This window comes from Streptomyces sp. NPDC002773 (assembly GCF_040295605.1).
In the GTDB taxonomy this organism is placed as follows: Bacteria; Actinomycetota; Actinomycetes; order Streptomycetales; family Streptomycetaceae; genus Streptomyces.
The window spans coordinates 44,889-69,617 of the sequence record NZ_JBEOVO010000027.1; the positions used below are offsets into that span (position 1 = coordinate 44,889).

General features: G+C 72.0%; 22 protein-coding genes and 1 tRNA gene. 10 read left to right on the forward strand and 13 right to left on the reverse strand.

Features of this window, described 5'->3' with window-relative positions; all coding sequences use genetic code 11:
- From ABT034_RS26835 to ABT034_RS26860, 6 genes are all read left to right on the forward strand, one after another.
- Positions 1-1,902 (forward strand): outer membrane protein assembly factor BamB family protein, encoded by a 1,902-nt coding sequence (locus ABT034_RS26835; RefSeq protein WP_351219535.1) that lies wholly within the window; start codon positions 1-3, stop codon positions 1,900-1,902.
- Between the two features lie 216 nt (positions 1,903-2,118).
- Complete coding sequence (locus ABT034_RS26840; RefSeq protein ID WP_351219625.1) at positions 2,119-2,802, forward strand: response regulator transcription factor; 684 nt, start codon at positions 2,119-2,121, stop codon at positions 2,800-2,802.
- A gap of 124 nt (positions 2,803-2,926) precedes the next feature.
- The gene (gene galT / locus ABT034_RS26845) at positions 2,927-3,970 is read left to right on the forward strand and encodes a galactose-1-phosphate uridylyltransferase (RefSeq protein WP_351219537.1); all 1,044 of its coding nucleotides are present in this window, start codon (positions 2,927-2,929) and stop codon (positions 3,968-3,970) included.
- On the forward strand, positions 3,967-4,995 hold the full coding sequence (gene galE, locus ABT034_RS26850; RefSeq protein WP_351219539.1) for a UDP-glucose 4-epimerase GalE: 1,029 nt from the start codon (positions 3,967-3,969) through the stop codon (positions 4,993-4,995). The genes galT and galE overlap by 4 nt, the downstream gene beginning before the upstream one ends.
- The gene (gene galK, locus ABT034_RS26855; protein WP_351219541.1) at positions 4,992-6,131 is read left to right on the forward strand and encodes a galactokinase; all 1,140 of its coding nucleotides are present in this window, start codon (positions 4,992-4,994) and stop codon (positions 6,129-6,131) included. The genes galE and galK overlap by 4 nt, the downstream gene beginning before the upstream one ends.
- 241 nt (positions 6,132-6,372) lie before the next feature.
- Positions 6,373-7,194: a LuxR C-terminal-related transcriptional regulator gene (locus tag ABT034_RS26860; RefSeq protein WP_351219543.1), complete on the forward strand. Its 822-nt coding sequence runs from the start codon at positions 6,373-6,375 to the stop codon at positions 7,192-7,194.
- Here ABT034_RS26860 and ABT034_RS26865 read toward each other — a convergent pair.
- Positions 7,153-7,650: a MarR family winged helix-turn-helix transcriptional regulator gene (locus ABT034_RS26865; protein WP_351219545.1), complete on the reverse strand. Its 498-nt coding sequence runs from the start codon at positions 7,648-7,650 to the stop codon at positions 7,153-7,155. The two genes, ABT034_RS26860 and ABT034_RS26865, sit on opposite strands and share 42 nt — an antisense overlap.
- A 163-nt stretch (positions 7,651-7,813) precedes the next feature.
- On the opposite strand from ABT034_RS26865, the gene ABT034_RS26870 reads away from it, so the two are divergent.
- Entirely contained in the window at positions 7,814-8,647 is an 834-nt protein-coding gene (locus ABT034_RS26870) for a trans-aconitate 2-methyltransferase (RefSeq protein WP_351219547.1), read from the forward strand.
- A gap of 51 nt (positions 8,648-8,698) precedes the next feature.
- Here ABT034_RS26870 and ABT034_RS26875 read toward each other — a convergent pair whose 3' ends face one another.
- The 3 genes from ABT034_RS26875 to ABT034_RS26885 all read right to left on the reverse strand — a co-directional run bounded on the left by ABT034_RS26875 (position 8,699) and on the right by ABT034_RS26885 (position 12,259).
- Positions 8,699-10,408 carry an FG-GAP repeat domain-containing protein gene (locus ABT034_RS26875; RefSeq protein WP_351219549.1) on the reverse strand — a complete coding sequence of 570 codons (1,710 nt, stop codon included), beginning with the start codon at positions 10,406-10,408 and terminating at the stop codon, positions 8,699-8,701.
- A 157-nt stretch (positions 10,409-10,565) separates the two neighbouring features.
- On the reverse strand, positions 10,566-11,249 hold the full coding sequence (locus ABT034_RS26880; protein WP_351219627.1) for a TetR/AcrR family transcriptional regulator: 684 nt from the start codon (positions 11,247-11,249) through the stop codon (positions 10,566-10,568).
- A complete protein-coding gene (locus ABT034_RS26885) occupies positions 11,249-12,259 on the reverse strand; it encodes an acyl-CoA desaturase (RefSeq protein WP_351219551.1) in 1,011 nt (336 codons plus the stop codon). Before ABT034_RS26885 ends, ABT034_RS26880 begins: the two co-directional genes overlap by 1 nt.
- Positions 12,260-12,500: 241 nt before the next feature.
- Here ABT034_RS26885 and ppc point away from each other — a divergent pair, with 241 nt between their 5' ends.
- Positions 12,501-15,230 carry a phosphoenolpyruvate carboxylase gene (gene ppc, locus ABT034_RS26890; RefSeq protein WP_351219553.1) on the forward strand — a complete coding sequence of 910 codons (2,730 nt, stop codon included), beginning with the start codon at positions 12,501-12,503 and terminating at the stop codon, positions 15,228-15,230.
- 73 nt (positions 15,231-15,303) lie between these two features.
- Here the strand turns inward: ppc and ABT034_RS26895 are convergent, their stop codons facing one another.
- The 7 genes from ABT034_RS26895 to ABT034_RS26925 form a co-directional block, all read right to left on the reverse strand.
- Positions 15,304-16,116: an LAVTG motif-containing sortase-dependent surface protein gene (locus ABT034_RS26895; protein ID WP_351219555.1), complete on the reverse strand. Its 813-nt coding sequence runs from the start codon at positions 16,114-16,116 to the stop codon at positions 15,304-15,306.
- A 125-nt stretch (positions 16,117-16,241) separates the two neighbouring features.
- Positions 16,242-16,685 carry a hypothetical protein gene (locus ABT034_RS26900; RefSeq protein ID WP_351219557.1) on the reverse strand — a complete coding sequence of 148 codons (444 nt, stop codon included), beginning with the start codon at positions 16,683-16,685 and terminating at the stop codon, positions 16,242-16,244.
- A 42-nt stretch (positions 16,686-16,727) separates the two neighbouring features.
- A complete protein-coding gene (pth, locus tag ABT034_RS26905; protein ID WP_351219559.1) occupies positions 16,728-17,327 on the reverse strand; it encodes an aminoacyl-tRNA hydrolase in 600 nt (199 codons plus the stop codon).
- Between the two features lie 109 nt (positions 17,328-17,436).
- Positions 17,437-18,024 (reverse strand): 50S ribosomal protein L25/general stress protein Ctc, encoded by a 588-nt coding sequence (locus ABT034_RS26910; protein ID WP_351219561.1) that lies wholly within the window; start codon positions 18,022-18,024, stop codon positions 17,437-17,439.
- Between the two features lie 252 nt (positions 18,025-18,276).
- Positions 18,277-19,251: a ribose-phosphate diphosphokinase gene (locus ABT034_RS26915; RefSeq protein ID WP_056649212.1), complete on the reverse strand. Its 975-nt coding sequence runs from the start codon at positions 19,249-19,251 to the stop codon at positions 18,277-18,279.
- A 122-nt stretch (positions 19,252-19,373) separates the two neighbouring features.
- The gene (gene glmU, locus ABT034_RS26920; protein WP_351219564.1) at positions 19,374-20,819 is read right to left on the reverse strand and encodes a bifunctional UDP-N-acetylglucosamine diphosphorylase/glucosamine-1-phosphate N-acetyltransferase GlmU; all 1,446 of its coding nucleotides are present in this window, start codon (positions 20,817-20,819) and stop codon (positions 19,374-19,376) included.
- 106 nt (positions 20,820-20,925) lie between these two features.
- A tRNA-Gln gene (locus ABT034_RS26925) sits at positions 20,926-21,000 on the reverse strand.
- Positions 21,001-21,112: 112 nt separating this feature from the next.
- Here ABT034_RS26925 and ABT034_RS26930 point away from each other — a divergent pair.
- Complete coding sequence (locus ABT034_RS26930) at positions 21,113-22,426, forward strand: sensor histidine kinase (protein ID WP_351219566.1); 1,314 nt, start codon at positions 21,113-21,115, stop codon at positions 22,424-22,426.
- Between the two features lie 20 nt (positions 22,427-22,446).
- Here the strand turns inward: ABT034_RS26930 and ABT034_RS26935 are convergent, their stop codons facing one another.
- Both ABT034_RS26935 and ABT034_RS26940 read right to left on the reverse strand, forming a co-directional pair.
- The gene (locus ABT034_RS26935; RefSeq protein WP_351219568.1) at positions 22,447-22,938 is read right to left on the reverse strand and encodes an SUKH-3 domain-containing protein; all 492 of its coding nucleotides are present in this window, start codon (positions 22,936-22,938) and stop codon (positions 22,447-22,449) included.
- 10 nt (positions 22,939-22,948) lie between these two features.
- Positions 22,949-23,461, reverse strand: a complete 513-nt coding sequence (locus ABT034_RS26940) for a YwqJ-related putative deaminase (RefSeq protein WP_351219570.1) — start codon at positions 23,459-23,461, stop codon at positions 22,949-22,951.
- A 267-nt stretch (positions 23,462-23,728) separates the two neighbouring features.
- Between ABT034_RS26940 and ABT034_RS26945 the strand changes: the two genes are divergently transcribed.
- On the forward strand, positions 23,729-24,727 hold the full coding sequence (locus ABT034_RS26945; RefSeq protein WP_351219572.1) for an SMI1/KNR4 family protein: 999 nt from the start codon (positions 23,729-23,731) through the stop codon (positions 24,725-24,727).
- Positions 24,728-24,729 lie beyond the last annotated feature (2 nt).

Genomic DNA, 24,729 nt, shown 5'->3' on the forward strand with positions numbered 1-24,729 from the left:
ATGACGCAGCCACCTCCGCCCCCGCCGAACCAACCCCCGGACCCCCAGGGCGGCTTCGGCGCACCGACGCCCCCGCCGCACCAGCAGCCGGAGCCGGGCTACGGCTACCCGCAGCAGCCGCCGCCGCAGCCGGACCAGAGCTACGGCTACCCGCAGCAGCAGCCCGACCAGAGCTACGGGTACCCCCAGCAGCCCGACCAGGGCCAGGGGTACGGCTATCCGCAGCAGCCGCCGGCGCCTCCGCAGCAGCAGCCGTACGGCTACCCCACCGCGCCGCAGCAGCAGCCGCAGCAGCCCTACGGCGGCTACCAGCAGCCGACCCAGCCCCCGTACGGTTATCCGACCCAGCCCCAGCCGTCCTACGACGGCTACCAGCAGCCCGTCCCGGCCCCCGCGTCCGGCGGCGGCAAGAAGCTGTCGGCGCAGCTCCAGATCATCATCGCGGCGGCCGTCGCCGTCGTCCTGATCGTCGGCGCCGGCATCTGGTACGCCAACTCCGGCAGCGGCGGCGGCCCGGGCGAGGAGGCCAAGGGCACGGCCGGCACCTCGCAGGGCACCGGCGGCGCCGGAGACACGGGCGGCACCGGCGGGACCGGCGGCTCGAACGGTCTCGGCGGCGGCGGCAAGGAGAAGCCGCCCGCGAGCACGCAGGCGAAGATGGCCTTCTCGGTCGGCCAGCCGAAGGTCCCGGACCTCACCGACGTCTCGGGCTCCTGGATCACCGACAAGGCGTACGTGAAGACCGGGGTCACCTCGATCGTCGCCTACGACCTGGACAAGGGCTCGGTCCTGTGGACCCTGCCGCTGACCGGCCAGGTCTGCGGCGCCTCGCGCCACCAGACCGCCGACCACAAGGTGCCGATCCTCTTCGAGGCCAAGAAGCGGGTCGCGCCGCGCTACTACCAGACCTGCACCGAGGTCGGCATGGTCGACCTGAACACCGGCAAGCTGCTCTGGTCCACCTCGGTCACCGGCGGCAGCGCCGGCGACCAGAAGGCCCGGTTCAGCGAGGTCACGCTCAGCGGGAAGACCGTCGCGGCCGGCGGCACCGACGGAGGCGCGGCCTTCGACATCGCCAACGGCAACCCGCGCTGGAAGCCGCAGGCCGACAAGCAGAGCTGCTACGACCTGGGCTACGGCGGCGGCGAGGGACTCGTCGCGGTCCGCAAGTGCGGTTCGTACAACAGCCAGTACGTCATGATCCAGAACCTCGACCCGATGACGGGCGCCCCGCTCTCCCAGTTCAAGATGCCGACCGGTGTCCAGTACGCGTCGGTGGTCTCCACCAAGCCGCTGGTCGTCGCGGCCGACGTCGGCGACAGCGCCGGTGACGGCAGCGGCATCTCGGACTTCTTCTCGATCGACGAGAAGACCGGGAAGCTGAAGGCGAAGATCACGGCGGACGCCGACCAGTACGCGGCCCGCTGCCGCTCGACCAGGGTCGAGTCCTGCTCGCAGGCGCTCGTCGGCAACGGCCGGCTCTACGTGCCGACCGAGGAGCACGAGGGCGCGAGCGGCGAGTACGGCGACGAGACGAACGAGATCATCGCCTTCGACCTCGCCACCGGGCGGACGGTACCGGAGAAGGCGGACGCGGGCGACAAGTACACGCTCGTCCCGCTGCGCATGGACGGCGGCGATCTCATCGCGTACAAGGCCCCGCCGTACAACAAGGGCGGCCGGATCGTGTCGATCAACGGCGGCACGATGAAGGAGACGCTGCTCCTGGAGAACCCCGGGGACCGGACGATCCGGGACGCCGAGACCAGCTTCAGCCTGAACGGCTCCGAACTCGCCTACGCCGACGGTCGGTTCTTCCTCTCGGGGACGATGGTCAGCAAGGAAGACTCGACGTCCAACTACAAGAAGTACCTGATCGTGGCCTTCGCCGTCGCGCGCTGACGGCCGGCACGCGAAGGGGCCCCTCCGGTGACCACCGGAGGGGCCCTCTTCTTTTCCCGGGGTGATGGAGGGACAGTTCGTCACCGTGAAGAGGGAATTCGGGGCCGGGGGCGGCGGCCCCGCATGGGTTCGGGCGATACCGGGTCGGGGAGCGTGTACCTTGCCGGGTCAGGCGTGCCGGGGGACGGCGGGCGCGGAGGATGGGGGATGACCGGGATGGGCGTACGCCTCGTGGTGGTGGACGAGCACCGCCTGCTCGCGGAGGCGCTGGCCTCGGCGCTGAAGCTGCGCGGGCACCGGGTGCTCGCGGCGGCCGCGCCGGTGGCGGGGGCGGCGGAGCTCGTGGTGAGCCGGGCGCCGGAGGTCTGCCTCCTGGGCACGGCCGCGCCGGCCGAGCCGGGGGCCTTCGACGTGGTCGTACGGATCAAGCGGGAGCGGCCGCAGGTGGCGGTGGTGGTGCTCGGCCCCGTGCCGTCGCCGCGCGGGATCGCGGCGGCGTTCGCGGCCGGGGCCTCGGGGTACGTACGGCATGACGAGCGCATCGAGGGCGTCGAGCGGGCGCTCGTGAAGGCGCGGGCGGGGGAGTCGGCGGTGGCGCCGCAGCTGCTGCGCGCGGCCTTCGCGGAGCTGCTGCATCCCACGGCGCAGCCGGACGACGAGGGGCAGCGGCTGCTCCGGCTGCTCACCCAGCGGGAGGTGGAGGTCCTCGTCCGGGTCGCGGAGGGGGAGGACACCCGGCTGATCGCGGCGGGGATGGGGATCGCGTCGAGCACGGCGCGGACGCATGTGCAGCGGGTCCTGATGAAGCTGGGGGTCGGGTCGCGCCTTGAGGCGGCGGCCCTCGCGGCCCGTACGGGGCTGCTGGACCGCGCGGTGCCGCGGCCGCGGGACCCCTCCTGAGTCACGGTGCCGTGAAGGCCGGTCCGCGCCCCTGCGGGCGGACCGGGGCTCAGCCGTTGACGGTGTTGTTGGAATATGATTCCTTGTGCGTGGTTCTGTTTGATGCTGCCCGGAGGGCACCGCCGTGAAGAAGACCGTCACCAAACTCGCCGACGGGCGCGAGCTGATCTACTACGACGAGCGCGACGACGCCGTCCGCGCCGACGTCGACCGCAGGCCGCTCGACCCCGTCTCCTCCGCCACCGAGCTGCGGTACGACGAGCTCCTCGGGGACTCCGTCGCCGTCGCCTCGCACCGCCAGGGGCGTACGTACCACCCGCCCGCCGGCGAGTGCCCCCTCTGCCCCTCCATCGATGGGCGGCAGAGCGAGATCCCGGCCCCGGCGTACGAGGTCGCCGTCTTCGAGAACCGCTTCCCCACGCTCGCCGGGGAGTCCGGCCGGTGCGAGGTCGTCTGCTTCACCTCCGACCACGAGGCCTCCTTCGCCGACCTCACGCCCGAGCGGGCCGCGCTCGTGCTCGCCGCGTGGACCGACCGGACCACCGAGCTCGCGGAGCGGCCCGGCGTCGAACAGGTGTACTGCTTCGAGAACCGCGGCGCCGAGATCGGTGTCACCCTCGCCCACCCCCACGGGCAGATCTACGCCTACCCGTTCGCCACGCCCCGGACCGCCCTCATGCAGCGCCGGGCCGCCGAGCACCGGGCCCGCACCGGCGGCAACCTCTTCGACGACGTCGTCGCACGGGAACGCGCCGACGCCGTGCGCGTCGTCCTGGAGACCGAGCACTGGATCGCCTTCGTGCCGTACGCCGCCCACTGGCCGTACGAGGTCCACCTCTACCCGGTCCGCCGGGTGCCCGACCTGCGGGTGCTCGACGAGGCGGCCCGCACAGAGTTCCCACAGGTCTATCTGGAACTCTTGAGGCGGTTCGACCGGATCTTCGGTCCGGACGAGCCCCCCACGCCGTACATCTCCGCCTGGCACCAGGCGCCGTTCACGAGCGAGGACCGCGAGGAGTTCGGGCTGCACCTGGAACTCTTCACCGTCCGGCGGACGTCCGGCAGGCTGAAGTACCTGGCGGGCACCGAGTCCGGCATGAGCGCGTTCAGCAACGACGTGCCGCCGGAGGACGCGGCCCGACGACTCCGAGAGGTGGCGACCAAGTGACCGAGGCCGTGAAGAAGTACCTCGTGACCGGCGGGGCCGGATACGTGGGCAGCGTCGTCGCCGCCCACCTCCTGGAGCGCGGCCACCGCGTCACCGTCCTCGACGACCTCTCCACCGGCTTCGCCGAGGCCGTCCCCGAGGGCGCCGAGTTCATCGAGGGCCGCATCCAGGACGCGGCGAAGTGGCTGGACGGCTCCTACGACGGCGTCCTGCACTTCGCCGCCTTCTCCCAGGTCGGCGAGTCCGTCGCCAAGCCCGAGAAGTACTGGGAGAACAACGTCGGCGGCACCCTGGCCCTGCTCGCCGCGGCACGCGCCGCCGGCGTCCGCAAGCTGGTCTTCTCCTCCACCGCCGCGACCTACGGCGAGCCGGAGACCGTGCCGATCACCGAATCCGCGGTGACCGCCCCCACCAGCCCCTACGGGGCGAGCAAGCTGGCCGTCGACCACATGATCGGCGCCGAGTGCGTCGCCCACGGCCTGGCCGCCGTCTCGCTGCGCTACTTCAACGTGGCCGGGGCGTACGGCTCGCTCGGCGAGCGGCACGAGCCCGAGTCGCACCTGATCCCGCTCGTCCTCCAGGTCGCCCTGGGCCGCCGCGAGGCGATCTCCGTGTACGGCGAGGACTACCCGACCCCGGACGGCACCTGCGTCCGCGACTACATCCACGTCGCCGACCTCGCCGAGGCCCACGTCCTGGCGCTCGACGCGATGACCGCCGGTGCCGTGCCGGCCGGCGAGCACCTGATCTGCAACCTGGGCAACGGCAACGGCTTCTCCGTACGCGAGGTCGTCGAGACCGTGCGCGAGGTCACCGGGCACCCCATCCCGGAGATCACCGCCCCGCGCCGCGCCGGCGACCCCGCGGTCCTCGTCGCCTCCGCCGACGCCGCCCGCGAGCGGCTCGGCTGGACGCCGTCCCGGCCCGACCTGGCGGCCGTCGTCGCCGACGCGTGGGCGTTCGCGCAGCAGCAGCAGGCCACGCAGCAGCAGTCCGCGCCGCAGCGGGAAGGAGCGCGCTCGTGAGTGTCGCCGACGACTTCGAGGCGCTGTACGGCGCCGCCCCCGACGGTGTCTGGGCCGCCCCCGGGCGGGTCAACCTCATCGGGGAGTACACCGACTTCAACGACGGCTTCGTGCTGCCGCTCGCGCTGCCGCACACCACCGTCGCCGCCGTCTCCCGCCGCGACGACGGCGTGCTCCGCCTGCACTCCGCCGACATCGACGGCGGCATCGTGCAGCTGGCGGTCGACGCCCTCGAACCGCTCTCCGGCGGCGGCTGGGCGGCCTACCCCGCCGGGATCGTCTGGGCCCTGCGGGAGGCCGGGCACCCGGTGACGGGCGCGGACGTCCACCTCACCTCGACCGTGCCGACCGGCGCCGGGCTCTCCTCGTCCGCCGCCCTGGAGGTCGTCACGGCGCTCGCCCTGAACGACCTGTTCGGCCTCGGGCTCTCCCGGCCCGAGCTCGCCCGGCTCGCCCAGCGCGCCGAGAACGCCTTCGTCGGCGTCCCCTGCGGGGTCATGGACCAGATGGCCTCCGCCTGCGCCGAGGAGGGCCATGCCCTCCATCTGGACACCCGGGACCTCTCGTACCGCCAGGTCCCCTTCGACCTGGCCCGCGAGGGGCTGCGGCTGCTCGTCGTCGACACCCGCGTGAAGCACGCGCTCGGGGACGGCGCGTACGCCGAGCGGCGCGCCGGTTGTGAAGCGGGTGCGCGGGCGCTCGGCGTGAAGGTCCTGCGCGAGGTGAGCGCCGTGCAACTCCCCGAAGCCCTCGCACGGTTGAGCGACGAGACGATTCTGCGGTACGTCCGGCACGTCGTCACCGACAACGCGCGCGTGGAGCGGACCATCGCGCTCCTCGAAGCCGGGGACACCCGGGCCGTCGGCCCCGTCCTCACCGAGGGGCACGCCTCGCTCCGGGACGACCTGCGCGTCTCCTGCCCCGAACTGGACCTCGTCGTCGAGGCGGCGAACGCCGCCGGGGCGCTCGGTGCCCGCATGACCGGCGGCGGCTTCGGCGGTTCGGCCCTCGTCCTCGTCGACACCGACCGGGCCGAGGCGGTCGCCGCCGCCGTCGTGAAGGCCTTCGCCGCGGCCGGATACGCGGCCCCCGGCATCTTCCCCGCCGTGCCCGCGGAGGGCGCACGCCGGCTCTGATCACCCACCAGGTCCGCACGACTTCGGACAGTTCCGCGAAACGGCCCCCACCGCGCCGCCCCGCCCCTACTCTGAGGGGCAGCGCCGGTGGGGGCCGGTGCTGTTCAGGGGGCGATACCCGGTCGGGTACGGCGCGGGGGAAGCGGGGTAACTGTCCACGCACGGCGGCGGCCGCGCGAGCGACGACCCGCCCCCGGCGCCGTGCCCGCGTCGGTCCGTTCCTCGACCCTTGGGGGTGTCCGTGGCACGTATCCGTGTCCTGGTGGTGGACGACCACCGCGTCTTCGCCGAATCGCTGGCCGCCGCGCTCGCGGCGGAGCCCGACGTGGACGTCGCCGCCGCGGGAAGCGGCCCGGCCGCCCTGCGCTGCCTGGAGCGGGGCGCGGCGGAGGGGCGCAGGTTCGACGTGCTGCTCGTCGACGCCGAGCTGGGCGCGGGGCCCCCGGGAGCCGCCGTGGCCCGGGTGGTGCCGGACGACGCCGAGGGCGCCGTCGACGGGATCTCCCTGGTCGCCGGGGTGCGCCAGGTCCAGCCCGCCGTCCGTACCGTCGTACTCGCGGAGAAGGACGACCCGCGGCGGGCCGCGCTCGCCCTCCAGGCGGGCGCTTCCGGCTGGGTCGCGAAGGACTGCTCGCTCCAGCGGCTCCTCGCGGTGGTCCGGGGCGTGCTGCGGGACGAGACCCATCTGCCTCCCGCGCTGCTCACCGGCGTCCTGCGGGAGCTGACGGCGGCCCGCAAGCACCGGACGGACAGCGAGCGGCTGGTGGAGTCGCTGACCCCGCGCGAGCGGGAGGTGCTGCGCTGCATGGTCGCGGGCCTCGGCCGCAAGGCGGTCGCCGAGCGGCTCTTCCTGTCGCCGCACACCGTCCGTACGCACATGCAGAACGTGCTGGGGAAGCTGGGCGTCCACTCGACCCTGGCGGCGGTGGCGCTGGCCCGCCGGGCGGGCGTGGGCCCGGCGCAGCTGGGTGAGGCCCCGGCGCGGCTGGCGGAGATCCCGGCGCAGCCGGACGGGGCCCCGCTAGCCCGGGATGTTGTCGAACGGCCCGGTCAGCCGGCGTAGCAGCGCGGCCAGTTCGCCGCGCTGGGCGCGGGAGAGCTGGGCCAGGATGGCGCGCTCCTGGGCGAGGAGCCCGGCGAGGGCCTCGTCGGCGCGGTCGCGGCCTTCCGGGGTGAGCCGGACGAGGACGCCGCGCCGGTCGCTGGGGTCGGGGAGCCGCTCGACGAGGCCCTTCTTGGTGAGCCGGTCGATGCGGTTGGTCATGGTGCCCGAGGTCACCAGGGTCTGCGTCAGGAGTTGGCCGGGGGAGAGCTGGTAGGGCGCGCCGGCCCGGCGCAGTGAGGTGAGGACGTCGAACTCCCACGGCTCCAGCTGGTGCTCGGAGAAGGCGAGCCGGCGGGCGCGGTCGAGGTGCCGGGCGAGGCGGGAGACGCGGCTGAGCACCTCGAGTGGTTCCACGTCGAGGTCGGGGCGCTCGCGGCGCCATGCTGCGACCAGTCGGTCGACCTCGTCCTCCATGACGATCAGTGTAGAGGGTCTGTTGACATAAAGTCTCTTGTGTTCGAGTTTATCGATGTCAAGTTTCTTGACGTCGAGAAATAGTCCGCTGGACTATGGGGAAGGGACCGGCCGGAACTTCCGTTCCGCTTCGGCCTTTCCGTCCAGCAAGGGGGCTTCGAACATGCATTCCGTGTCATCCGCCGCACCCACGTGGGACCCGCAGCAGTACCTCCGCCACGCCGGCCACCGCACCCGTCCCTTCCTCGACCTGCTCGCCCGAATACCGGACCTGCCCGCCCACGACCGGCCCGCCCGGATCGCCGACCTCGGCTGCGGCCCCGGCAATGTGACGGCCCTCCTCGCCGACCGCTGGCCCGACGCCCACATCACCGGCTTCGACCTCTCGCCCGAGATGCTGGAGCGGGCCGAGAAGGACTGGTCCGGCACCACGAGGGGCGGCGGCTGGCTCGACTTCCGGCCCGCCGACGCCGCCCACTGGACCCCCACCGAGCCCTACGACCTGATCATCTCCAACGCGGCCCTCCAGTGGGTGCCCAACCACCCCGAGTCCTTCGCCGCGTGGATCGACGGCCTCCGCCCGGGCGGCACCCTCGCCTTCCAGGTCCCCGGCAACTTCACCGCGCCCAGCCACGCCCTGCTCGGCGAACTCTGCGAGACCCCCGAGTGGCGCGGCCGGGTCGGCGACCAGGGCCGCCGCTTCGTCCACATCCTCGACGCCGCCGACTACCTCACCCGCCTCACCGGCCTCGGCTGCGAGACGGAGGTCTGGGAGACCGTGTACTGCCAGCTGCTCCAGGGCGAGGACCCCGTCCTCGACTGGGTCAAGGGCACGGCCCTGCGGCCCGTCCTGACCGCCCTGGGCGACGACCAGGAGGCGGTCGACGCCTTCCTCGGCGCGTACCGCACCCTCCTCCGCGAGGCCTACCCACCAGGCCCCCACGGCACGGTCTTCCCCTTCCGCCGCGTCTTCGCCCTCGCCCGCAAACGCCCGTGAACGCACGGGCGCCCCGCACCGGAACACCGGTGCGGGGCGCCCGAGGAACCTCTAGAACAGCTGCGTGTAGGCCTGGTAGCCGGAGCCGATCCCCACGCGGGGCGCGATGGCCGAGCCGGTGCCCGTGCCCAGGTAGCGGAACAGCTCGCCCGCCGCGTTCACCGCGAGCAGGTCGGCCTTGCCGTCGCCGTTGAGGTCGCCCGGCGCCGCCAGCTTGTTGTACGTGTTCCAGCCGGTGCCGATGTCCTTCCTCCGCGCGAAGGGGGCCTGCTGGGAGCCGGTGCCCGGGTACAGCCACAGGACGCCGCGGGCGTCACGGGCCAGCAGGTCCGTACGGCCGTCACCCGTGTAGTCGCCCGCGCCCAGGATCCGGTTGTACGCGTTCCAGCCGCTACCGATCCGGATCCGCGGCGCCACGCCGCTGCCCGTGCCGTAGCCCCGGTACAGCCACAGGACGCCCGACGCGTCGCGCGCCACCAGGTCGGCCTTGCCGTCACCGTTCAGGTCGCCGGGGCCGACGAGCAGGTTGTACGCCTGCCAGCCGGGACCGAAGTCCCTGTCGCCGTTGTACAGGTGACCCTGGTAGGTCTCCAGGAGGTCCGCGTACGGGCCGCCGTCCAGCGCGGAGACGAACGTGATATTCGCGCCGGCCCAGCCGCCGGTGGAGCCCTGCTGCTCGCGCGGGGTCACCTGGCCGTTGTTCAGACCGCCGTACCAGAACAGCGTCCCGGCCTTGTCGCGGGCGAGGAACGCGCTCTTCCCCGCTGCGGGGATGTTGCCCGCCCCGCCGAACTGGTCCACGTCGATCCAGGAGCCGCTGAGCTTCGTCCGCGCCGTGAACGTACCGTTCCCCCGGCCGCTGTAGGCCCAGAGGGCGCCGCTCTGGTCGCGGCCGAGCAGGTCCGCGTTGCCGTCGCCGTTGACGTCGTCGGCGGCGATCATCTGGTTGTAGAGCTGCCAGCCGGTGGCGATCGGCTTGCGGACCTTGAACGGCGACGCCTTGTCGCCGGTGCTGCCGTGGAAGTACACCTGGCCGGCCGGGGTGCGGGCCAGCACGTCGCCCTTCCCGTCGCCGTCGTTGTCGCCGAGGCCGACGATCTGGTCGTACCCGCCCCAGGCCGAGCCCACCTGCACCCGGGCGGCCAGCGGCGCGGAGGCCGAGCCCGTCCACCGGTAGAAGTACAGGTCGCCGTCGTGCTCCCGGGCCATCACGTCCGCGTGACCGTCGCCGTCGACGTCACCCGGCGAGAACACCTTGTTGTAGATGTACCAGCCGCCGCCCGACCAGACGAACCCGCCCGCCGTCGTGGACGCGTCCGAGTACAGCCGGAGCTGGCCGTTCGCGGAGACCGAGAGCACCTCCGGCAGACCCGAGCCGTTCTGGTCACCGAGCGGGACCAGGTCGAGGTCGAGGGGCGCGCCCAGGGTCTGGTACTCGACGGGCTCCGACGACGTCGTCGTCGCGACGTACGTCCGGCCGTTCCACTTGCGGTGGATCAGATCGGACTTGCCGTCGCCGTCCACGTCGAAACGCGGCGCCGACGCGGCCGCCACCTGCGCGGTGCGGGCCATGCCGGCCCGGCCGGCCACCGGCGAGAGGTCCAGCGTCGAGGGCGACGTCACGCCCCGCTGCGGCTGCTCCACGACGGGCCGGGGTGCCGGGTCGGCCGTGGCGGGTGACGCCATGACCATGCCGGCGGACAGGGCGAGCGCGGTGCAGGTGGTGACACGACCGGCACGCCCGAAGAATGCGGAACGCAAAAGATCCCCCCCTGGGGAACGTCAGAACCAGGACCGGAACGGGGGTCAGCGACGCCTCCGCACGGCCATGGGCACGTGCGGAGGGCGACCCCCCCGGATGTGGGGAGGAGTGTACTCCTGGGCGTCTACGGGAAGTCGAACGGGTTTCCGCACTCCGTCAGCTCTTGCGGTGCCCTATCAACCGCGGCTTCGGCTCCAGCCCGTCGAGCCCGTGCCACGCCAGGTTCACCAGATGCGCCGCGACCTCCGCCTTCTTCGGCTTGCGGACGTCCAGCCACCACTGGCCCGTCAGCGCCACACTGCCCACCAGGGCCTGCGCGTACAGCGGCGCCAACTTCGGGTCGAAGCCGCGGGCCTTGAACTCCAGGCCCAGGATGTCCTCCACCTGCGTGGCGATGTCACTGATCAGCGACGCGAACGTACCCGTCGACTGCGCCACCGGAGAATCCCGTACGAGGATCCGGAAGCCGTCCGTGTAGTTCTCGATGTAGTCGAGCAGCGCGAACGCCGCCTGCTCCAGGAGCTCCCGCGGATGCCCGGCCGTCAGCGCGCCCGTCACCCCTTCGAGGAGCTGCCGCATCTCCCGGTCGACCACGACCGCGTACAGCCCCTCCTTGCCGCCGAAGTGCTCGTACACCACCGGCTTGGAGACCCCGGCCTTCGCCGCGATCTCCTCGACCGACGTGCCCTCGAAGCCCTTCTCGGCGAAGAGCGTGCGGCCGATGTCGAGCAGCTGCTCCCGCCGCTCCGCGCCCGTCATCCGCACCCGGCGACCGCGCCGGGGCTTCTGCTCGCCGCTGCCGGTGCCGCTGGTCCTGCCGTCGATCGCCACGTCTTCCATCATGCCGCGTCTGCGGACGCGCTCTGGCGGCGGGCTTCGATGCGCTCCTTCGCCGGCCAGCGCACGTCGTACGCCCAGCCCGCCTGCTCGAACCAGCGGATCAGGCGCGCGCTGGAGTCGACCTGGCCGCGCAGCACCCCGTGCCGCGCCGACGTCGGGTCCGCGTGGTGCAGGTTGTGCCAGGACTCGCCGCACGAAAGCACCGCCAGCCACCACACGTTGCCCGAACGGTCACGCGACTTGAAGGGGCGCTTGCCCACCGCGTGGCAGATCGAGTTGATCGACCAGGTCACGTGGTGCAGCAGCGCCACGCGCACGAGCGAGCCCCAGAAGAACGCGGTGAACGCGCCCCACCACGACATCGTCACCAGACCGCCCACCAGCGGCGGGATCGCCAGGGACACGATCGTGAACGAGAGGAAATGGCGCGAGATCGCCACGAGCGCCGGGTCCTTGATCAGATCCGGGGCGTACTTCTGCTGCGGCGTCCTCTCCTCGTCGAACATCCAGCCGATGTGCGCCCACCACAGGCCCTTCATCAGCGCCGGGAGCGTCTCCCCGAAGCGCCACGGCGAATGCGGGTCGCCCTCCGCGTCCGAGAACTTGTGGTGCTTGCGGTGGTCCGCCACCCAGCGCACGAGCGGCCCCTCCACGGCGAGCGACCCCATGATCGCCAGCGCGATCCGCAGCGGCCGCTTCGCCTTGAACGCACCGTGCGTGAAGTAGCGGTGGAAACCGATCGTGATCCCGTGGCAGCCGATGTAGTACATCGCCACCATCAGCCCGATATCCAGCCAGCTCACCCCCCAGCCCCAGGCCAGCGGCACCGCGGCGAGCAGCGCCACGAACGGCACCACGATGAAGAGGAGCAGCGCGACCTGTTCCACCGAACCCTTGCTGTCCCCGCCGAGCGTGGCGGAGGGCAGGGCCGTGACGCCGTCGGGCGACGCGGACGAACCGGGCGACTCGGGCGACTCGGAGGACGAGGTCACCTCTGGGCTAGTGGTCATGGGTGTCCCCTGGGGGTGAGGGTGAGGGTGGGGGAAAATAGGAGAAAGTACCGCGATACATGACCGAGGCTACGCCTCCGTAACCTACGGCGTCGTAAGTATGGCAGCGCCGGGGCGCGCGGCAAGAGGCCACAAGACGACCCTGCCCGCTGTCCAGAAGATGGACACCTATCCTGGGTGCGTCGGACAGCGCGGTCCGCAACCCTCCAGACGTGCTCAAACACTGCAAGGAGCCGCACCTGTGAGCAGTGCCGACCAGTCCCCCACCGCCAGCACCGAGCTGCGCGTCGACATCCGCCGACTGGGCGATCTCCTCGGCGAGACCCTCGTCCGGCAGGAGGGCCACGAGCTCCTCGACCTCGTCGAGCGGGTCCGCAGCCTCACCCGCGAGGACGGCGAGGCCGCCGCCGAGCTGCTCCGAGGCGTCGAACTCGAGACGGCCGCGAAGCTGGTGCGCGCCTTCTCCACCTACTTCCACCTCGCGAACGTCACCGAGCAGGTCCACCGCGGCCGCGAGATGCGCGAGAAGCGCGCCGCCGAGGGCAGCCTCCTCGCCCGCACCGCCGACATGCTCAAGGACGGCGACCCCGAGCACGTCCGCGAGACGGTCAAGAACCTCAGCGTCCGGCCCGTCTTCACCGCGCACCCCACCGAAGCCGCCCGCCGCTCCGTCCTCAACAAGCTCCGCCGGATCGCCGCCCTCCTGGAGACCCCGGTCATCGAGGCCGACCGGCGCCGCCACGACCTGCGGCTCGCCGAGAACATCGACCTCATCTGGCAGACCGACGAACTCCGGGTCGTCCGCCCCGAGCCCGCCGACGAGGCCCGCAACGCCATCTACTACCTCGACGAGCTGCACGGCAACGCCGTCGGCGACGTCCTGGAGGACCTGGCCGCCGAGCTGGAGCGGGTCGGCTTCGAGCTGCCCTCCGGCACCCGCCCGCTCACCTTCGGCACCTGGATCGGCGGCGACCGCGACGGCAACCCCAACGTCACCCCGCAGGTGACCAGGGACATCCTGATCCTCCAGCACGAGCACGGCATCACCGACGCCCTCGAACTCGTCGACTACCTCCGCGGGCTCCTCTCCAACTCCATCCGCTACACCGGGGCCACCCAGGAACTCCTGGACTCCCTCAAGGGCGACCTGGACGTCCTCCCGGAGATCAGCCCCCGCTACAAGCGGCTCAACGCCGAGGAGCCGTACCGGCTCAAGGCCACCTGCATCCGGCAGAAGCTCGTCAACACCCGCGAGCGCCTCGCCGCCGGCACCCCCCACCAGGAGGGCCGCGACTACCTCGGCACCGCCGAACTCGTCCGCGACCTCACCCTGATCCAGACCTCGCTGCGCGAGCACCGCGGCGGCCTCTTCGCCGACGGCCGGATGGACCGCACCATCCGCACCCTGTCGGCCTTCGGCCTCCAGCTCGCCACCATGGACGTCCGCGAGCACGCCGACGCCCACCACCACGCCCTCGGCCAGCTCTTCGACCGCCTCGGCGAGGAGTCCTGGCGGTACGCCGACATGCCGCGCGACTACCGGCAGAAGCTGCTCGCCAAGGAGCTGCGGTCGAGGCGGCCGCTCGCGCCGACGCCCGCCCCGCTCGACGCGGCCGGACAGAAGACCCTCGGCGTCTTCCACACCGTCAAGGAGGCCTTCGAGCGCTTCGGCCCGGAGGTCATCGAGTCGTACATCATCTCGATGTGCCAGGGCGCCGACGACGTCTTCGCCGCCGCCGTCCTCGCCCGCGAGGCCGGTCTGATCGACCTCCACGGCGGCTGGGCGAAGATCGGCATCGTGCCGCTCCTGGAGACCACCGACGAGCTCAAGGCCGCCGACGTCATCCTCGACGGCATGCTGGCCGACCCCTCCTACCGGCGCCTCGTCTCGCTCCGCGGCGACGTCCAGGAGGTCATGCTCGGCTACTCGGACTCGTCGAAGTTCGGCGGCATCACCACCTCCCAGTGGGAGATCCACCGCGCCCAGCGCCGCCTCCGCGACGTCGCCCACCGCTACGGCGTACGGCTCCGCCTCTTCCACGGCCGCGGCGGCACCGTCGGCCGCGGTGGCGGCCCCTCGCACGACGCGATCCTCGCCCAGCCCTGGGGCACCCTGGAGGGCGAGATCAAGGTCACCGAGCAGGGCGAGGTCATCTCCGACAAGTACCTGATCCCGTCGCTCGCGCGGGAGAACCTGGAGCTGACGGTCGCCGCCACGCTCCAGGCCTCCGCCCTGCACACGGCCCCGCGCCAGTCCGACGAGGCCCTCGCCCGCTGGGACGCGGCCATGGACACCGTCTCGGACGCCGCCCACACCGCGTACCGCAGGCTCGTCGAGGACCCGGACCTGCCGACGTACTTCCTCGCCTCGACCCCGGTCGACCAGCTCGCCGACCTGCACCTGGGCTCGCGGCCCTCCCGCCGGCCCGGCTCGGGCGTCTCCCTCGACGGCCTGCGCGCCATCCCGTGGGTGTTCGGCTGGACCCAGTCCCGGCAGATCGTCCCCGGCTGGTTCGGCGTCGGCTCCGGCCTCAAGGCGCTGCGCGAGGCCGGTCTCGACCCGGTGCTCGGCGAGATGTACGAGCAGTGGCACTTCTTCCGCAACTTCCTCTCCAACGTCGAGATGACGCTGGCGAAGACCGACCTGCGGATCGCCCGCCACTACGTCGACACCCTCGTCCCCGACGAGCTCAAGCACGTCTTCGCCACCATCGAGGCCGAGCACGCGCTGACCGTCGCCGAGGTCCTCAAGATCACCGGCGGCGAGAAGCTCCTGGACTCCAACCCGGTCCTCCAGCAGACCTTCTCCATCCGCGACGCCTACCTGGACCCGATCTCCTACCTCCAGGTCGCCCTGCTCGCCCGCCAGCGCGGCGCCGCCGAGCGCGGCGAGGACCCGGACCCGCTGCTCGCGCGGGCCCTGCTCCTCACCGTGAACGGCGTGGCGGCGGGCCTCCGCAACACCGGCTGACGCCGGCCGCGGACATACGAAGGTGCCCCCGTGGAGGAGATCCTCCACGGGGGCACCGTCATGACGGGGTACGTCAGCCCTGCTGGGCGGCCTTGCGGCGGCGGGTCACCAGGTACGCGCCGGCACCCGCGAGGGCCAGGGCGGCGGCGGCGAGAACGCCGACGGGCGCGCTGGAGCCGGTCTCGGCCAGGTCGCCACCGGTACCGCCGGTGCCGCCGGTGCCGGCGGTCTCACCCGCGGGGGCGGTCGCGGACGGCGACTCGGTGCCGGCGGGGGTCTCGGAGGCGCCCGGGGTCCCGGTCGGGGACTCGGACGCGCCCGGCGTGCCCGGCGTGCCCGGCGTGGTCTCGGACGGCGTCACGGACGGGGTGCCCGACGGCGTGCCCGAGGCGGTCTCGGACGGGGTGCCCGACGGCGTCCCGGACGGGGTGCCGCTGGGGGTGCCGGTCGGCGTGGACGTGGTGCTCGCCGCGCACGTGTGCGACAGGTTGAACCAGTCCTTCTTGAGCATGCCTTCGACCTCGGCCGAAGCCGAGATCAGCTTCGCGCCCGGCTCCGAGATCGCGTACGCGTGCTTGGCGCTCGGCGGACCGAAGACCGTGATGGTCTGGGTGCCACCGGGCTCGAACTCCACCGTCAGCTTGGTGAAGACGGCCGATTCGCCCTTGCCGCTGCCGGGCAGCACGAAGTGCCAGCCGTCCTTGTCGCTGGGGACGGGCGGGCAGTCGCCGTCGCCGCCGAACTCCTCGGCGGTCAGCGGAAGGTCCTTGGCCTGGTGCAGCGGAAGCGGCTTGGGGCTCTCCGAAGCGGAGGCCACCGGCGCCAGGACGAGGGAGCCTGCCATGGCCGCGACAAGCGTGGCGGCAGGAATGAGAGAACGTCGCATGTGCAGTCGTCCATCTATGGGATGAGGGATGCCGTGGGGGATGGCAGGAGGGCAGCCTATCCGTCGCCTTAAGTCACCCTTAACCCAGAGCTCATAACGATCGGGCCCTACCGAAGCGGAACCTCTCAGAGCGCGAAGAACGCCGCCACGAGCAGCGCCCCGCCGACCCCCGCCGCCGACCACGCGACCCTCGGCAGCCGCATGCCGCCACCGATCAGCGGCGCCGCGAGGAGCAGCGCCCCGCCCAGCGGCAGCCACGCGTGCAGACCGCCGCCCCAGCCCGTCCGTACGCCCTCGTCCGTGCCCGGCTTCACCACCACCGGGATCGTCGCGCCCTGCTCCACCGCCACCGAACGCGCGACCGTCAGCGTCCGGCGCGTCGACGACGGGTCCTCCGGGGCGTACCGGCCGCTGCACGTCTCCTCGCCGCAGCCGGTCACCGTCAGCGTCCCGTGCTCGCGGCCCTTGGAGAGCAGGACGTGCTGGGCCGATCCCCAGGACGCCCACGCGCCCGCGACGAGCAGCAGGAGGGCGACCAGGGCCATGGCGGCGTTACGGACGTGCGTCATGACCCGCGATCGTACAGTCGTACGTTCTCCGGGCCGGGGGCCCTACGAGTTGTACGCCGACTGGGCCCGCTCGAGGCCCTCCGCCACCAGGCACTCCACCGAGTCCGCCGCCCGGTCCACGAACCAGTCCAGATCCTTGCGCTCCGCCGACGAGAAGTCCTTCAGGACGAAGTCCGCGACCTGCATCCGCCCCGGCGGACGCCCGATCCCGCACCGCACCCGGTTGTACTCGGCGCTCATCGCCTTCGTCATCGACTTCAGACCGTTGTGCCCGTTGTCGCCGCCGCCGATCTTCAGCCGCAGCACCCCGTAGTCGATGTCCAGCTCGTCGTGGACTGCCACGACGTGCGCCGTCGGCACCTTGTAGAAGTCGCGCAGCGCCGTCACGGGACCGCCCGACAGGTTCATGTACGACATCGGCTTCGCGAGGATCACCCGGCGGCTCTCCGGCCCCGGAGGACCCATCCGGCCTTCCACCACCTGCGCCTGCGCCTTCCCCGCCCGCTTGAACGAGCCGCGCATCCGGTCCGCGAGCAGATCCACCACCATGAAGCCGATGTTGTGGCGGTTGGCCGCGTACTCGGGGCCCGGGTTGCCGAGACCGACGATCAGCCAGGGGGCGTTCGCGACGTCGTCCGTCATGTGACTCAGATCTCCTCGTATCCGTCCGTACAAGAGAAACGGGGTGACGGGCCGTACGGCCCGTCACCCCGTCACGCCAGGCAGAAGCCTGTCAGGCAGAGCCTACGGCTCAGGCCTCGGCGCCCTCGGCGGCCTCGGTCTCGGCGGCCGGCTCCTCGGCCTGCGCGGCCAGGATCTGGATGACGACGGCGTCGGGGTCGGTCACCAGGGTGGTGCCGGACGGCAGCTCGACGTCCTTGGCGAGGATGGAGTTACCGGCCTCGAGGCCCGCGATGGAGACGGTGACGGAGGTCGGGATGTGCGTGGCCTCGGTCTCGACGGAGAGCGTGTTCAGCACGTTCTCGACGAGGAAGCTGCCCGGGGCCAGCTCACCCTCGGTCTCGACGACGACCTCGACCGTGACCTTCTCGCCACGACGCACGAGGAGCAGGTCGACGTGGACCAGGAAGCCCTTGATGGCGTCACGCTGGACGGCCTTCGGGATCGCCAGCTCGTTCTTGCCGTCGACGTCCAGGGACAGCAGGACGTTCGGCGTGCGCAGGGCCAGGGCCAGGTCGTGGGCCGGGAGGGTGATGTGGGCCGGCTCGGAGCCGTGGCCGTAGACGACGGCGGGGACCTGGGCGGCACGGCGGATCGCGCGGGCGGCGCCCTTGCCGAACTCGGTACGGACGGAAGCGGCGAGCTTGACCTCGGACATGGTGCACTCCTCGTAGAAAGGTGACGAAAAAAGTGGTCACCCGGCCACGACTGGCGATGGCCTGCTACGAAGAGCGCGTCGATAACGGACCGCCGTGACCCTGTACATCCGTACGGGTACGGCCTCCCTCGCCGAGCAACTACGGCAGTCTACCGGCCCGCCCCCCTACCACCCAATTCGATCACCGAAACACGGCGGAGGGCCGCTCCCCCGAACGGGGAAACGGCCCTCGTGTCAGCTTGTCGCCGCGGCTCAGTGCTCCTCGAAGAGGCTCGTCACCGAACCGTCCTCGAACACCTCGCGCACCGCACGCGCGATCGTCGGCGCGATCGAGAGCACCGTGATCTTGTCCAGTTCGAGCGCACCCGGCACCGGCAGCGTGTCCGTGAACACGAACTCGCTCACCTTCGAGTTCTTCAGCCGGTCCGCCGCCGGACCCGACAGGATGCCGTGCGTGGCCGTCACGATGACGTCCTCCGCGCCGTGCGCGAACAGCGCGTCGGCGGCGGCGCAGATCGTGCCACCGGTGTCGACCATGTCGTCCACCAGGACGCAGACGCGGCCCTTCACGTCACCGACGACCTCGTGCACGGTGACCTGGTTGGCGACGTCCTTGTCACGACGCTTGTGCACGATCGCAAGGGGTGCGTCCAGCCGGTCGCACCAGCGGTCGGCGACCCGCACGCGGCCCGCGTCCGGGGAGACGATCGTCAGCTTCGCGCGGTCGACCTTGGCGCCCACGTAGTCCGCGAGCACCGGCAGCGCCGACAGGTGGTCCACCGGGCCGTCGAAGAAGCCCTGGATCTGGTCGGTGTGCAGGTCGACCGTCAGGATGCGGTCCGCACCGGCGGTCTCAAGGAGGTCCGCCACCAGGCGCGCCGAGATCGGCTCGCGGCCGCGGTGCTTCTTGTCCTGACGGGCGTAGCCGTACGACGGGATGATCACGGTGATGCTCCGGGCCGAGGCCCGCTTCAGAGCGTCGACCATGATGAGCTGCTCCATGATCCACTTGTTGATCGGAGCCGTGTGGCTCTGGATCAGGAAGCAGTCCGCGCCGCGGGCCGACTCCTGGAAGCGGACGTAGATCTCACCGTTGGCGAAGTCGAACGCCTTGGTCGGAACGAGGCCGACACCCAGCTGGTGCGCGACCTCCTCGGCCAGCTCGGGGTGGGCGCGGCCGGAGAAGAGCATCAGCTTCTTCTCGCCGGTCGTCTTGATCCCGGTCACAGCACTGTCTCCTCAGACGTGTTGTCTGGTCGCGATCCCACGAGCTGTCGTGCGCGTGTGCGAGCCAGCCGAATTTGTGTGCACGTATCACGGTACGCCGAGTTCGACGCACCTGTTTCCGGTCAGCTTTCGCCGGCGGAGTCCTCCACGGCGGCCTGAGCGGCCTGCGCGGCGGCGCTGCCGGGGCGCTTCCTGGCCACCCAACCCTCGATATTCCGCTGCTGGCCCCGGGCGACGGCGAGCGAGCCCGCCGGCACGTCCTTCGTGATCACGGAGCCGGCGGCGGTGTAGGCGCCGTCCCCGATCGTGATGGGAGCCACAAACATGTTGTCCGAGCCGGTCCGGCAGTGGGAGCCGATCGTGGTGTGGTGCTTCGCCTCGCCGTCGTAGTTCACGAAGACGCTCGCGGCGCCGATGTTCGTGTACTCGCCGATCGTGGCGTCGCCCACGTACGACAGGTGGGGGACCTTGGTGCCCTCGCCGACCGTCGCGTTCTTCATCTCGACGTACGTACCGGCCTTGGACTTCCGGCCGAGGTTCGTCCCGGGGCGGAGGTACGCGAACGGGCCGACGGAGGCGCTGTCGCCGATGACGGCCGAGTCCGCGACCGTGTTGTCCACGCGGGCGCCCTTGCCGACGGTGGTGTCCTTCAGGCGGGTGTTCGGGCCGACCTCGGCGTCCTCGCCGATGTGGGTGGCGCCGAGCAGCTGCGTACCCGGGAGGATCACCGCGTCCGGCTCGAAGGTGACCGTCACGTCGACGAACACGGAGCCCGGGTCGACGACCGTGACGCCGGCGAGCATCGCCCGCTCGATCAGCCGCTGGTTCAGCAGGGCGCGGGCCTCGGCGAGCTGCACCCGGTTGTTGATGCCGAGGATCTCGCGGTGGTCGCCGGCCACGGAGGCGCCGACGCGGTGCCCGGCCTCGCGCAGGATGCTCAGCACGTCGGTGAGGTACTCCTCGCCCTGGCTGTTGTCCGTCCGGACCTTGCCGAGGGCGTCCGCGAGCAGCTGCCCGTCGAAGGCGAACACACCGGAGTTGATCTCACGGATGGCCCGCTGCTCGTCCGACGCGTCCTTGTGCTCGACGATCTCGGTGACGGCTCCGGTGGCGTCCCGCACGATCCGGCCGTAACCGGTGGAGTCCGGCACCTCGGCGCTCAGCACGGTGACGGCGTTGCCGTCGGCGGCGTGGGTGTCGGCGAGGGCGCGCAGGGTCTCACCGGACAGCAGCGGGGTGTCGCCGCAGACCACGACCACGGTCCCCTCGGGCGCCCGCCCGAGCTCCTCCAGAGCCATCCGCACCGCGTGCCCGGTGCCGTTCTGCTCCTCCTGGACGGCGGTCCGGGTCCCGGCGTACTGCTCCTCCAGGTGCCCCTTCACCTGCTCCCGGGCGTGCCCGACGACCACGACGAGGTGCTCGGGCTCCAACTCCCGGGCGGCGGACACGACATGCCCGACGAGCGACCGTCCGGCGATCTCGTGCAGGACCTTGGGGGTCTTCGACTTCATACGGGTGCCCTCACCCGCTGCGAGGACGACGACGGCTGCCGGGAGGTTGGCGCTCACGGGAATGCCCTTCGGCTTTGGGTGGTGGACGCACGAAGGATACCGGGGGGCCAGGGGGCGGACATGAGCGCGGGTCCTGACCGTGACGGTCAGGACCCGATTCGCATGGCTCCCCCGCCAGGACTCGAACCCGGACATAAGGCACCAAAAGCCTCAGTGCTGCCAATTACACCACAGGGGATGGTTTATGGGGCTGAAACGGACATTTCATCAGTCCCATGCCCCGGCGGCCTCCACTATGCCGTACCAGGAGCCTTCCATGCGACGGTACAGCCGCCCGTAGGGTGGGAGGCATGACCGCAACGGGGGCAGATCGGGGCGCTGGGGGCGCCCGCAGTTGGTGGTGGGGGAGACGGCGGAGCGCCGTTCTCGATGTCGGACTGGGGCTCGTGTCCGCACTGGAGTGTGCGGTCGAGGGCGTCGGGTTCGCCGAGAAGGCCGCGCTGCCCGTGCCCGTGGGGGTGCTGTTCGGCCTGGTCGTCGGGGCCGTGCTCGTCGTGCGGCGGCGGTGGCCCATCGGGGTCGTGCTCGTGTCGATCGCCGTGGCGCCCGCCGAGATGGGCTTCCTCATGGGGATCGTCGGGCTCTACTCGCTCGCCGCATCCGAGGTGCCGCGCCGGATCACCGCCGTACTCGCCGGGATGTCGACGGTCGCCGTGTTCGTCGTGACCGTGGTGCGGATGCGGCAGGACGTCGCCCAGGTCTACGACGGCCCGCGGGAGATCGACCCGAGTGGCTGGTACGTGCCGGTCGTCTCGCTCCTCGTGACCCTCGGGCTCAACGCCCCGCCGCTGCTCTTCGGCCTCTACATAGGGGCGCGGCGCCGGCTCATGGAGAGCCTCCGGGAGCGGGCCGACAGCCTGGAGCAGGAGCTGTCGCTGCTCGCGGACCGGGCGGAGCAGCGGGCGCAGTGGGCGCGGCAGGAGGAGCGGACGCGGATCGCGCGGGAGATGCACGACGTGGTGGCGCACCGGGTGTCGCTGATGGTGGTGCACGCGGCGGCGTTGCAGGCGGTGGCGTTGAAGGACCCGCAGAAGGCCGTGAGGAACGCGGCGCTGGTGGGGGACATGGGGCGGCAGGCGTTGACGGAGCTGCGGGAGATGCTGGGGGTGCTCCGGGAGGGGACGGCTCCGGTGGCTCCCGGGCCGGTGCCGCTGGCGGCTGTGGGGCGGGCCGCGGCCGCCGCCGCCGAGGCCGCCGCCGAGGACGGGCCCTGTCTGGACGCCCTGGAGGCGCTGTGCGAGCAGTCGCGGCTCGCGGGGACGGTGGTGGAGTTCGTGGTGATCGGTGAGGTGCGCGCGTATCCGCCGGAGGTGGAGCGGACGGCGTACCGGGTGGTGCAGGAGGCGCTGACCAACGTCCACAAGCACGCCGCGGGCGCGAAGGTCGTGGTACGCCTGGCGCACCGGGAGGCCGAGGTCGCGATGCAGGTCGAGAACGGCCCGTGCCCCACGGACGCCGGTGCGGCGGACGTACGGCTGCCGAGCGGCGGGAACGGTCTGGTGGGGATGCGGGAGCGGGTGCTGCGGCTCGGCGGCGTGTTCGTCTCCGGCGCGACCGACTCCGGCGGGTTCAGGGTGTCGGCGGTCCTGCCCGCCGGGGGGTAGGTGGCTTCGTGTCGCCCGTCCTAGCCGGCCGTGAGGCGGGGTGGCTGGGCGCCCGTGACGAGGGTGGAGAGGGCCGCGTCGATGTCCTTGCCCAGGTACCAGTCGCCCGCGTGGTCGAGGCTGTAGACCCGGCCCTCCATGTCCATCGCCAGGATCGCCTGGTGGTCGCCCTCCTCGCCGAGCGGCGCGAGCTCCGTCTCCAGGGCGCGGCCGAGGTCCGCGAGGGTGCGGGAGAGGTGGAGTCCGGCGAGCGGGTCGAAGCGTACGGCGGCGGGCGCTATCTGCCGGCCGTGGCCCGGCGCGGTGATCCGCAGGCCGCCGAACTCGGCCCAGGCCTCGACGGCGGCCGGGAAGATGCTGTGCCGGTGGCCGGCGGGGGAGACGTGGGCCCGCAGGGTGTCGGCCCACTCCTCGGCGAGCTTGATGTCCCAGCGGCCCGGCTGCCACCCGGCCTCGCGGAGGGCGGCGTCGACGTTGACCGGGAAGCGGGTCGTGCTGAGGTGGTCGGGCATGGGCGTGCGGTCAGCCGTTCTCGCGAGGCGTGGTGGGGTCGACGGTGCGGACGCCGAAGTGGGCGAGCATCGCCGTACAGGAGCGGCAGGGCGCGGCGTAGCTGCCGTGCAGCGGGTCGCCGTCCTCGCGGATGCGCCGCGCGGTGAGCTTGGCGTTCTTGAGCGACCGGCGCGCCTCCCCGTGCGTCAGGGGCTTGCGCTGCGCCCGCTTGGAGCGGCCCGTCTCGGTGGCGGTGAGGTGCCGGGAGAGCAGGATCGCCTCGGGGCAGCGGCCGGTGTAGCGCTCCCGCTGGCTGCTGGTGAGGGTGTCCAGGAAGTCCTGGACGAGGGCGTGCAGGACGGGCGGGCGGTCGCCTCGGCCGGCGGTGCACGTGAGGGTCTCGCCGCGTACGGAGAGCGCGGCCCCGACGGTGGGAAGGATGCCGTCGCGGCGGTGGAGCAGTAACGGCGCGCGAGCGGCGTCGGCGTTGCTGCTCCAGTTGAGGCGTGGGTCACCCTGTGTGGGTGTCGGTGCTGCGTGCATGGCGCTGGTCTTCCCCTCCTGCAATCCCCCGAGTTGCGTGGACAGCCTGCCAAATAGGGAGCCATATGGGGAAGCTGGGGCGGCTAAACGTGGCCCCGGTGTGTCGTAATCATGGTGCACCTGTCATGGCGTCGTGACACTTGGTCACCGTCGGATCGGGCCGGTTCGGGCTCTTGTGGCAGCGCATAGGCTGTGCGGCATCAGTCAGCAGCAGCCAGCGGCTGCGGGTAGTAGCAGGCAGCGACGCCAGTGCAGGGGGCAACCGCCATGACGACAGGTCGGCTCGGGCAGGACACCGCGCCACCGAACGCGGCCTACACCGGGCAGGTCGTGCACTTCCCGGACCCGGTCCGTGCCTCCCGTCACCCGAGAGGGGTGCGGGTGGACGAGTACGGCCACCCGGATTTCTCGCCGTACGCGCGCGCGGCGGCGGAGATCGCCGACCCGCCGGAGGGTTTCGGCGTCGACGAGCTGCGGCTCACGGACTACGTCTCGGCGAACGCGGCGATGGCGGCGACCGGTCATGAGCTGTGGGACACGATCCCGGCGGTGGCGACCCCGCACGGCTGGACGTGGCACCACGTGGCGCGCAGCCGCCGGATGGAGCTGGTCCCGGTCGAGGTGAAGGCCCTGCTGCGGCACCACGGCGGGGTGGCGACGGCCGCCGTCGACCACGCGAAGCGCGGCACGCGGCCCCTCCAGGAGACCCGGCCGGTGCACTTCGGACTGCCGAAGGGCCTGGTGTCGGTGTCGGAGCAGCAGCTCCAGGGCGTCGAGGAGGACCTCGGCTACCGGCTGCCCGGCGCGTACCGCTCGTTCCTGAAGGCGGCGGGCGGCTGCGCCCCGGTGGGCGCGGCGCTCGACGCGGAGCTGGGGCTCCTGGTCGACCAGCCGTTCTTCACGGTGCGGGAGGAGGCGGGCGTCAACGACCTCGTCTACGTCAACAAGTGCCTCCGTGACCACCTGACCAAGGACTATCTGGGCGTCGCCTTCGTCCAGGGCGGCCTGATCGCGCTGAAGGTGCGGGGTGAGGGGGTCGGCTCGGTGTGGTTCTGCGCGTACGACGACGCCCGGGACTCCGGCGAGGTGGCGGCCGGCTGGACGGTCGGCGAGCGGGTGGAGCGTCTGCTGCTGCCCTGTGGTGCGGACTTCGACGCGTTTCTGCAGCGGCTCGCGGGCAACCCGCCGGAGCTGGAGACGGTGGCGAACCTGATGGTGGACGGCGGCTTCGCGCGTGCGGTGCCGGTCGTCCCGGTGGGGGAGTGAGT

Excerpts from the sequence above, each read along its gene's own strand:
- ABT034_RS26835 (WP_351219535.1), top strand. The coding sequence starts at position 1 with ATGACGCAGCCACCTCCGCCCCCGCCGAACCAACCCCCGGACCCCCAG.
- ABT034_RS26935 (WP_351219568.1), bottom strand. The coding sequence starts at position 22,938 with ATGCCCGACCACCTCAGCACGACCCGCTTCCCGGTCAACGTCGACGCC.
- ABT034_RS26880 (WP_351219627.1), bottom strand. The coding sequence starts at position 11,249 with ATGGAAGACGTGGCGATCGACGGCAGGACCAGCGGCACCGGCAGCGGC.
- pth (WP_351219559.1), bottom strand. The coding sequence starts at position 17,327 with ATGACGGACGACGTCGCGAACGCCCCCTGGCTGATCGTCGGTCTCGGC.
- ABT034_RS26910 (WP_351219561.1), bottom strand. The coding sequence starts at position 18,024 with ATGTCCGAGGTCAAGCTCGCCGCTTCCGTCCGTACCGAGTTCGGCAAG.
- ABT034_RS26945 (WP_351219572.1), top strand. The coding sequence starts at position 23,729 with ATGACGACAGGTCGGCTCGGGCAGGACACCGCGCCACCGAACGCGGCC.
- ABT034_RS26895 (WP_351219555.1), bottom strand. The coding sequence starts at position 16,116 with ATGCGACGTTCTCTCATTCCTGCCGCCACGCTTGTCGCGGCCATGGCA.
- ABT034_RS26900 (WP_351219557.1), bottom strand. The coding sequence starts at position 16,685 with ATGACGCACGTCCGTAACGCCGCCATGGCCCTGGTCGCCCTCCTGCTG.
- ABT034_RS26940 (WP_351219570.1), bottom strand. The coding sequence starts at position 23,461 with ATGCACGCAGCACCGACACCCACACAGGGTGACCCACGCCTCAACTGG.
- ABT034_RS26840 (WP_351219625.1), top strand. The coding sequence starts at position 2,119 with ATGGGCGTACGCCTCGTGGTGGTGGACGAGCACCGCCTGCTCGCGGAG.
- ABT034_RS26930 (WP_351219566.1), top strand. The coding sequence starts at position 21,113 with ATGACCGCAACGGGGGCAGATCGGGGCGCTGGGGGCGCCCGCAGTTGG.
- ABT034_RS26885 (WP_351219551.1), bottom strand. The coding sequence starts at position 12,259 with ATGACCACTAGCCCAGAGGTGACCTCGTCCTCCGAGTCGCCCGAGTCG.
- ABT034_RS26870 (WP_351219547.1), top strand. The coding sequence starts at position 7,814 with ATGCATTCCGTGTCATCCGCCGCACCCACGTGGGACCCGCAGCAGTAC.
- ABT034_RS26865 (WP_351219545.1), bottom strand. The coding sequence starts at position 7,650 with ATGGAGGACGAGGTCGACCGACTGGTCGCAGCATGGCGCCGCGAGCGC.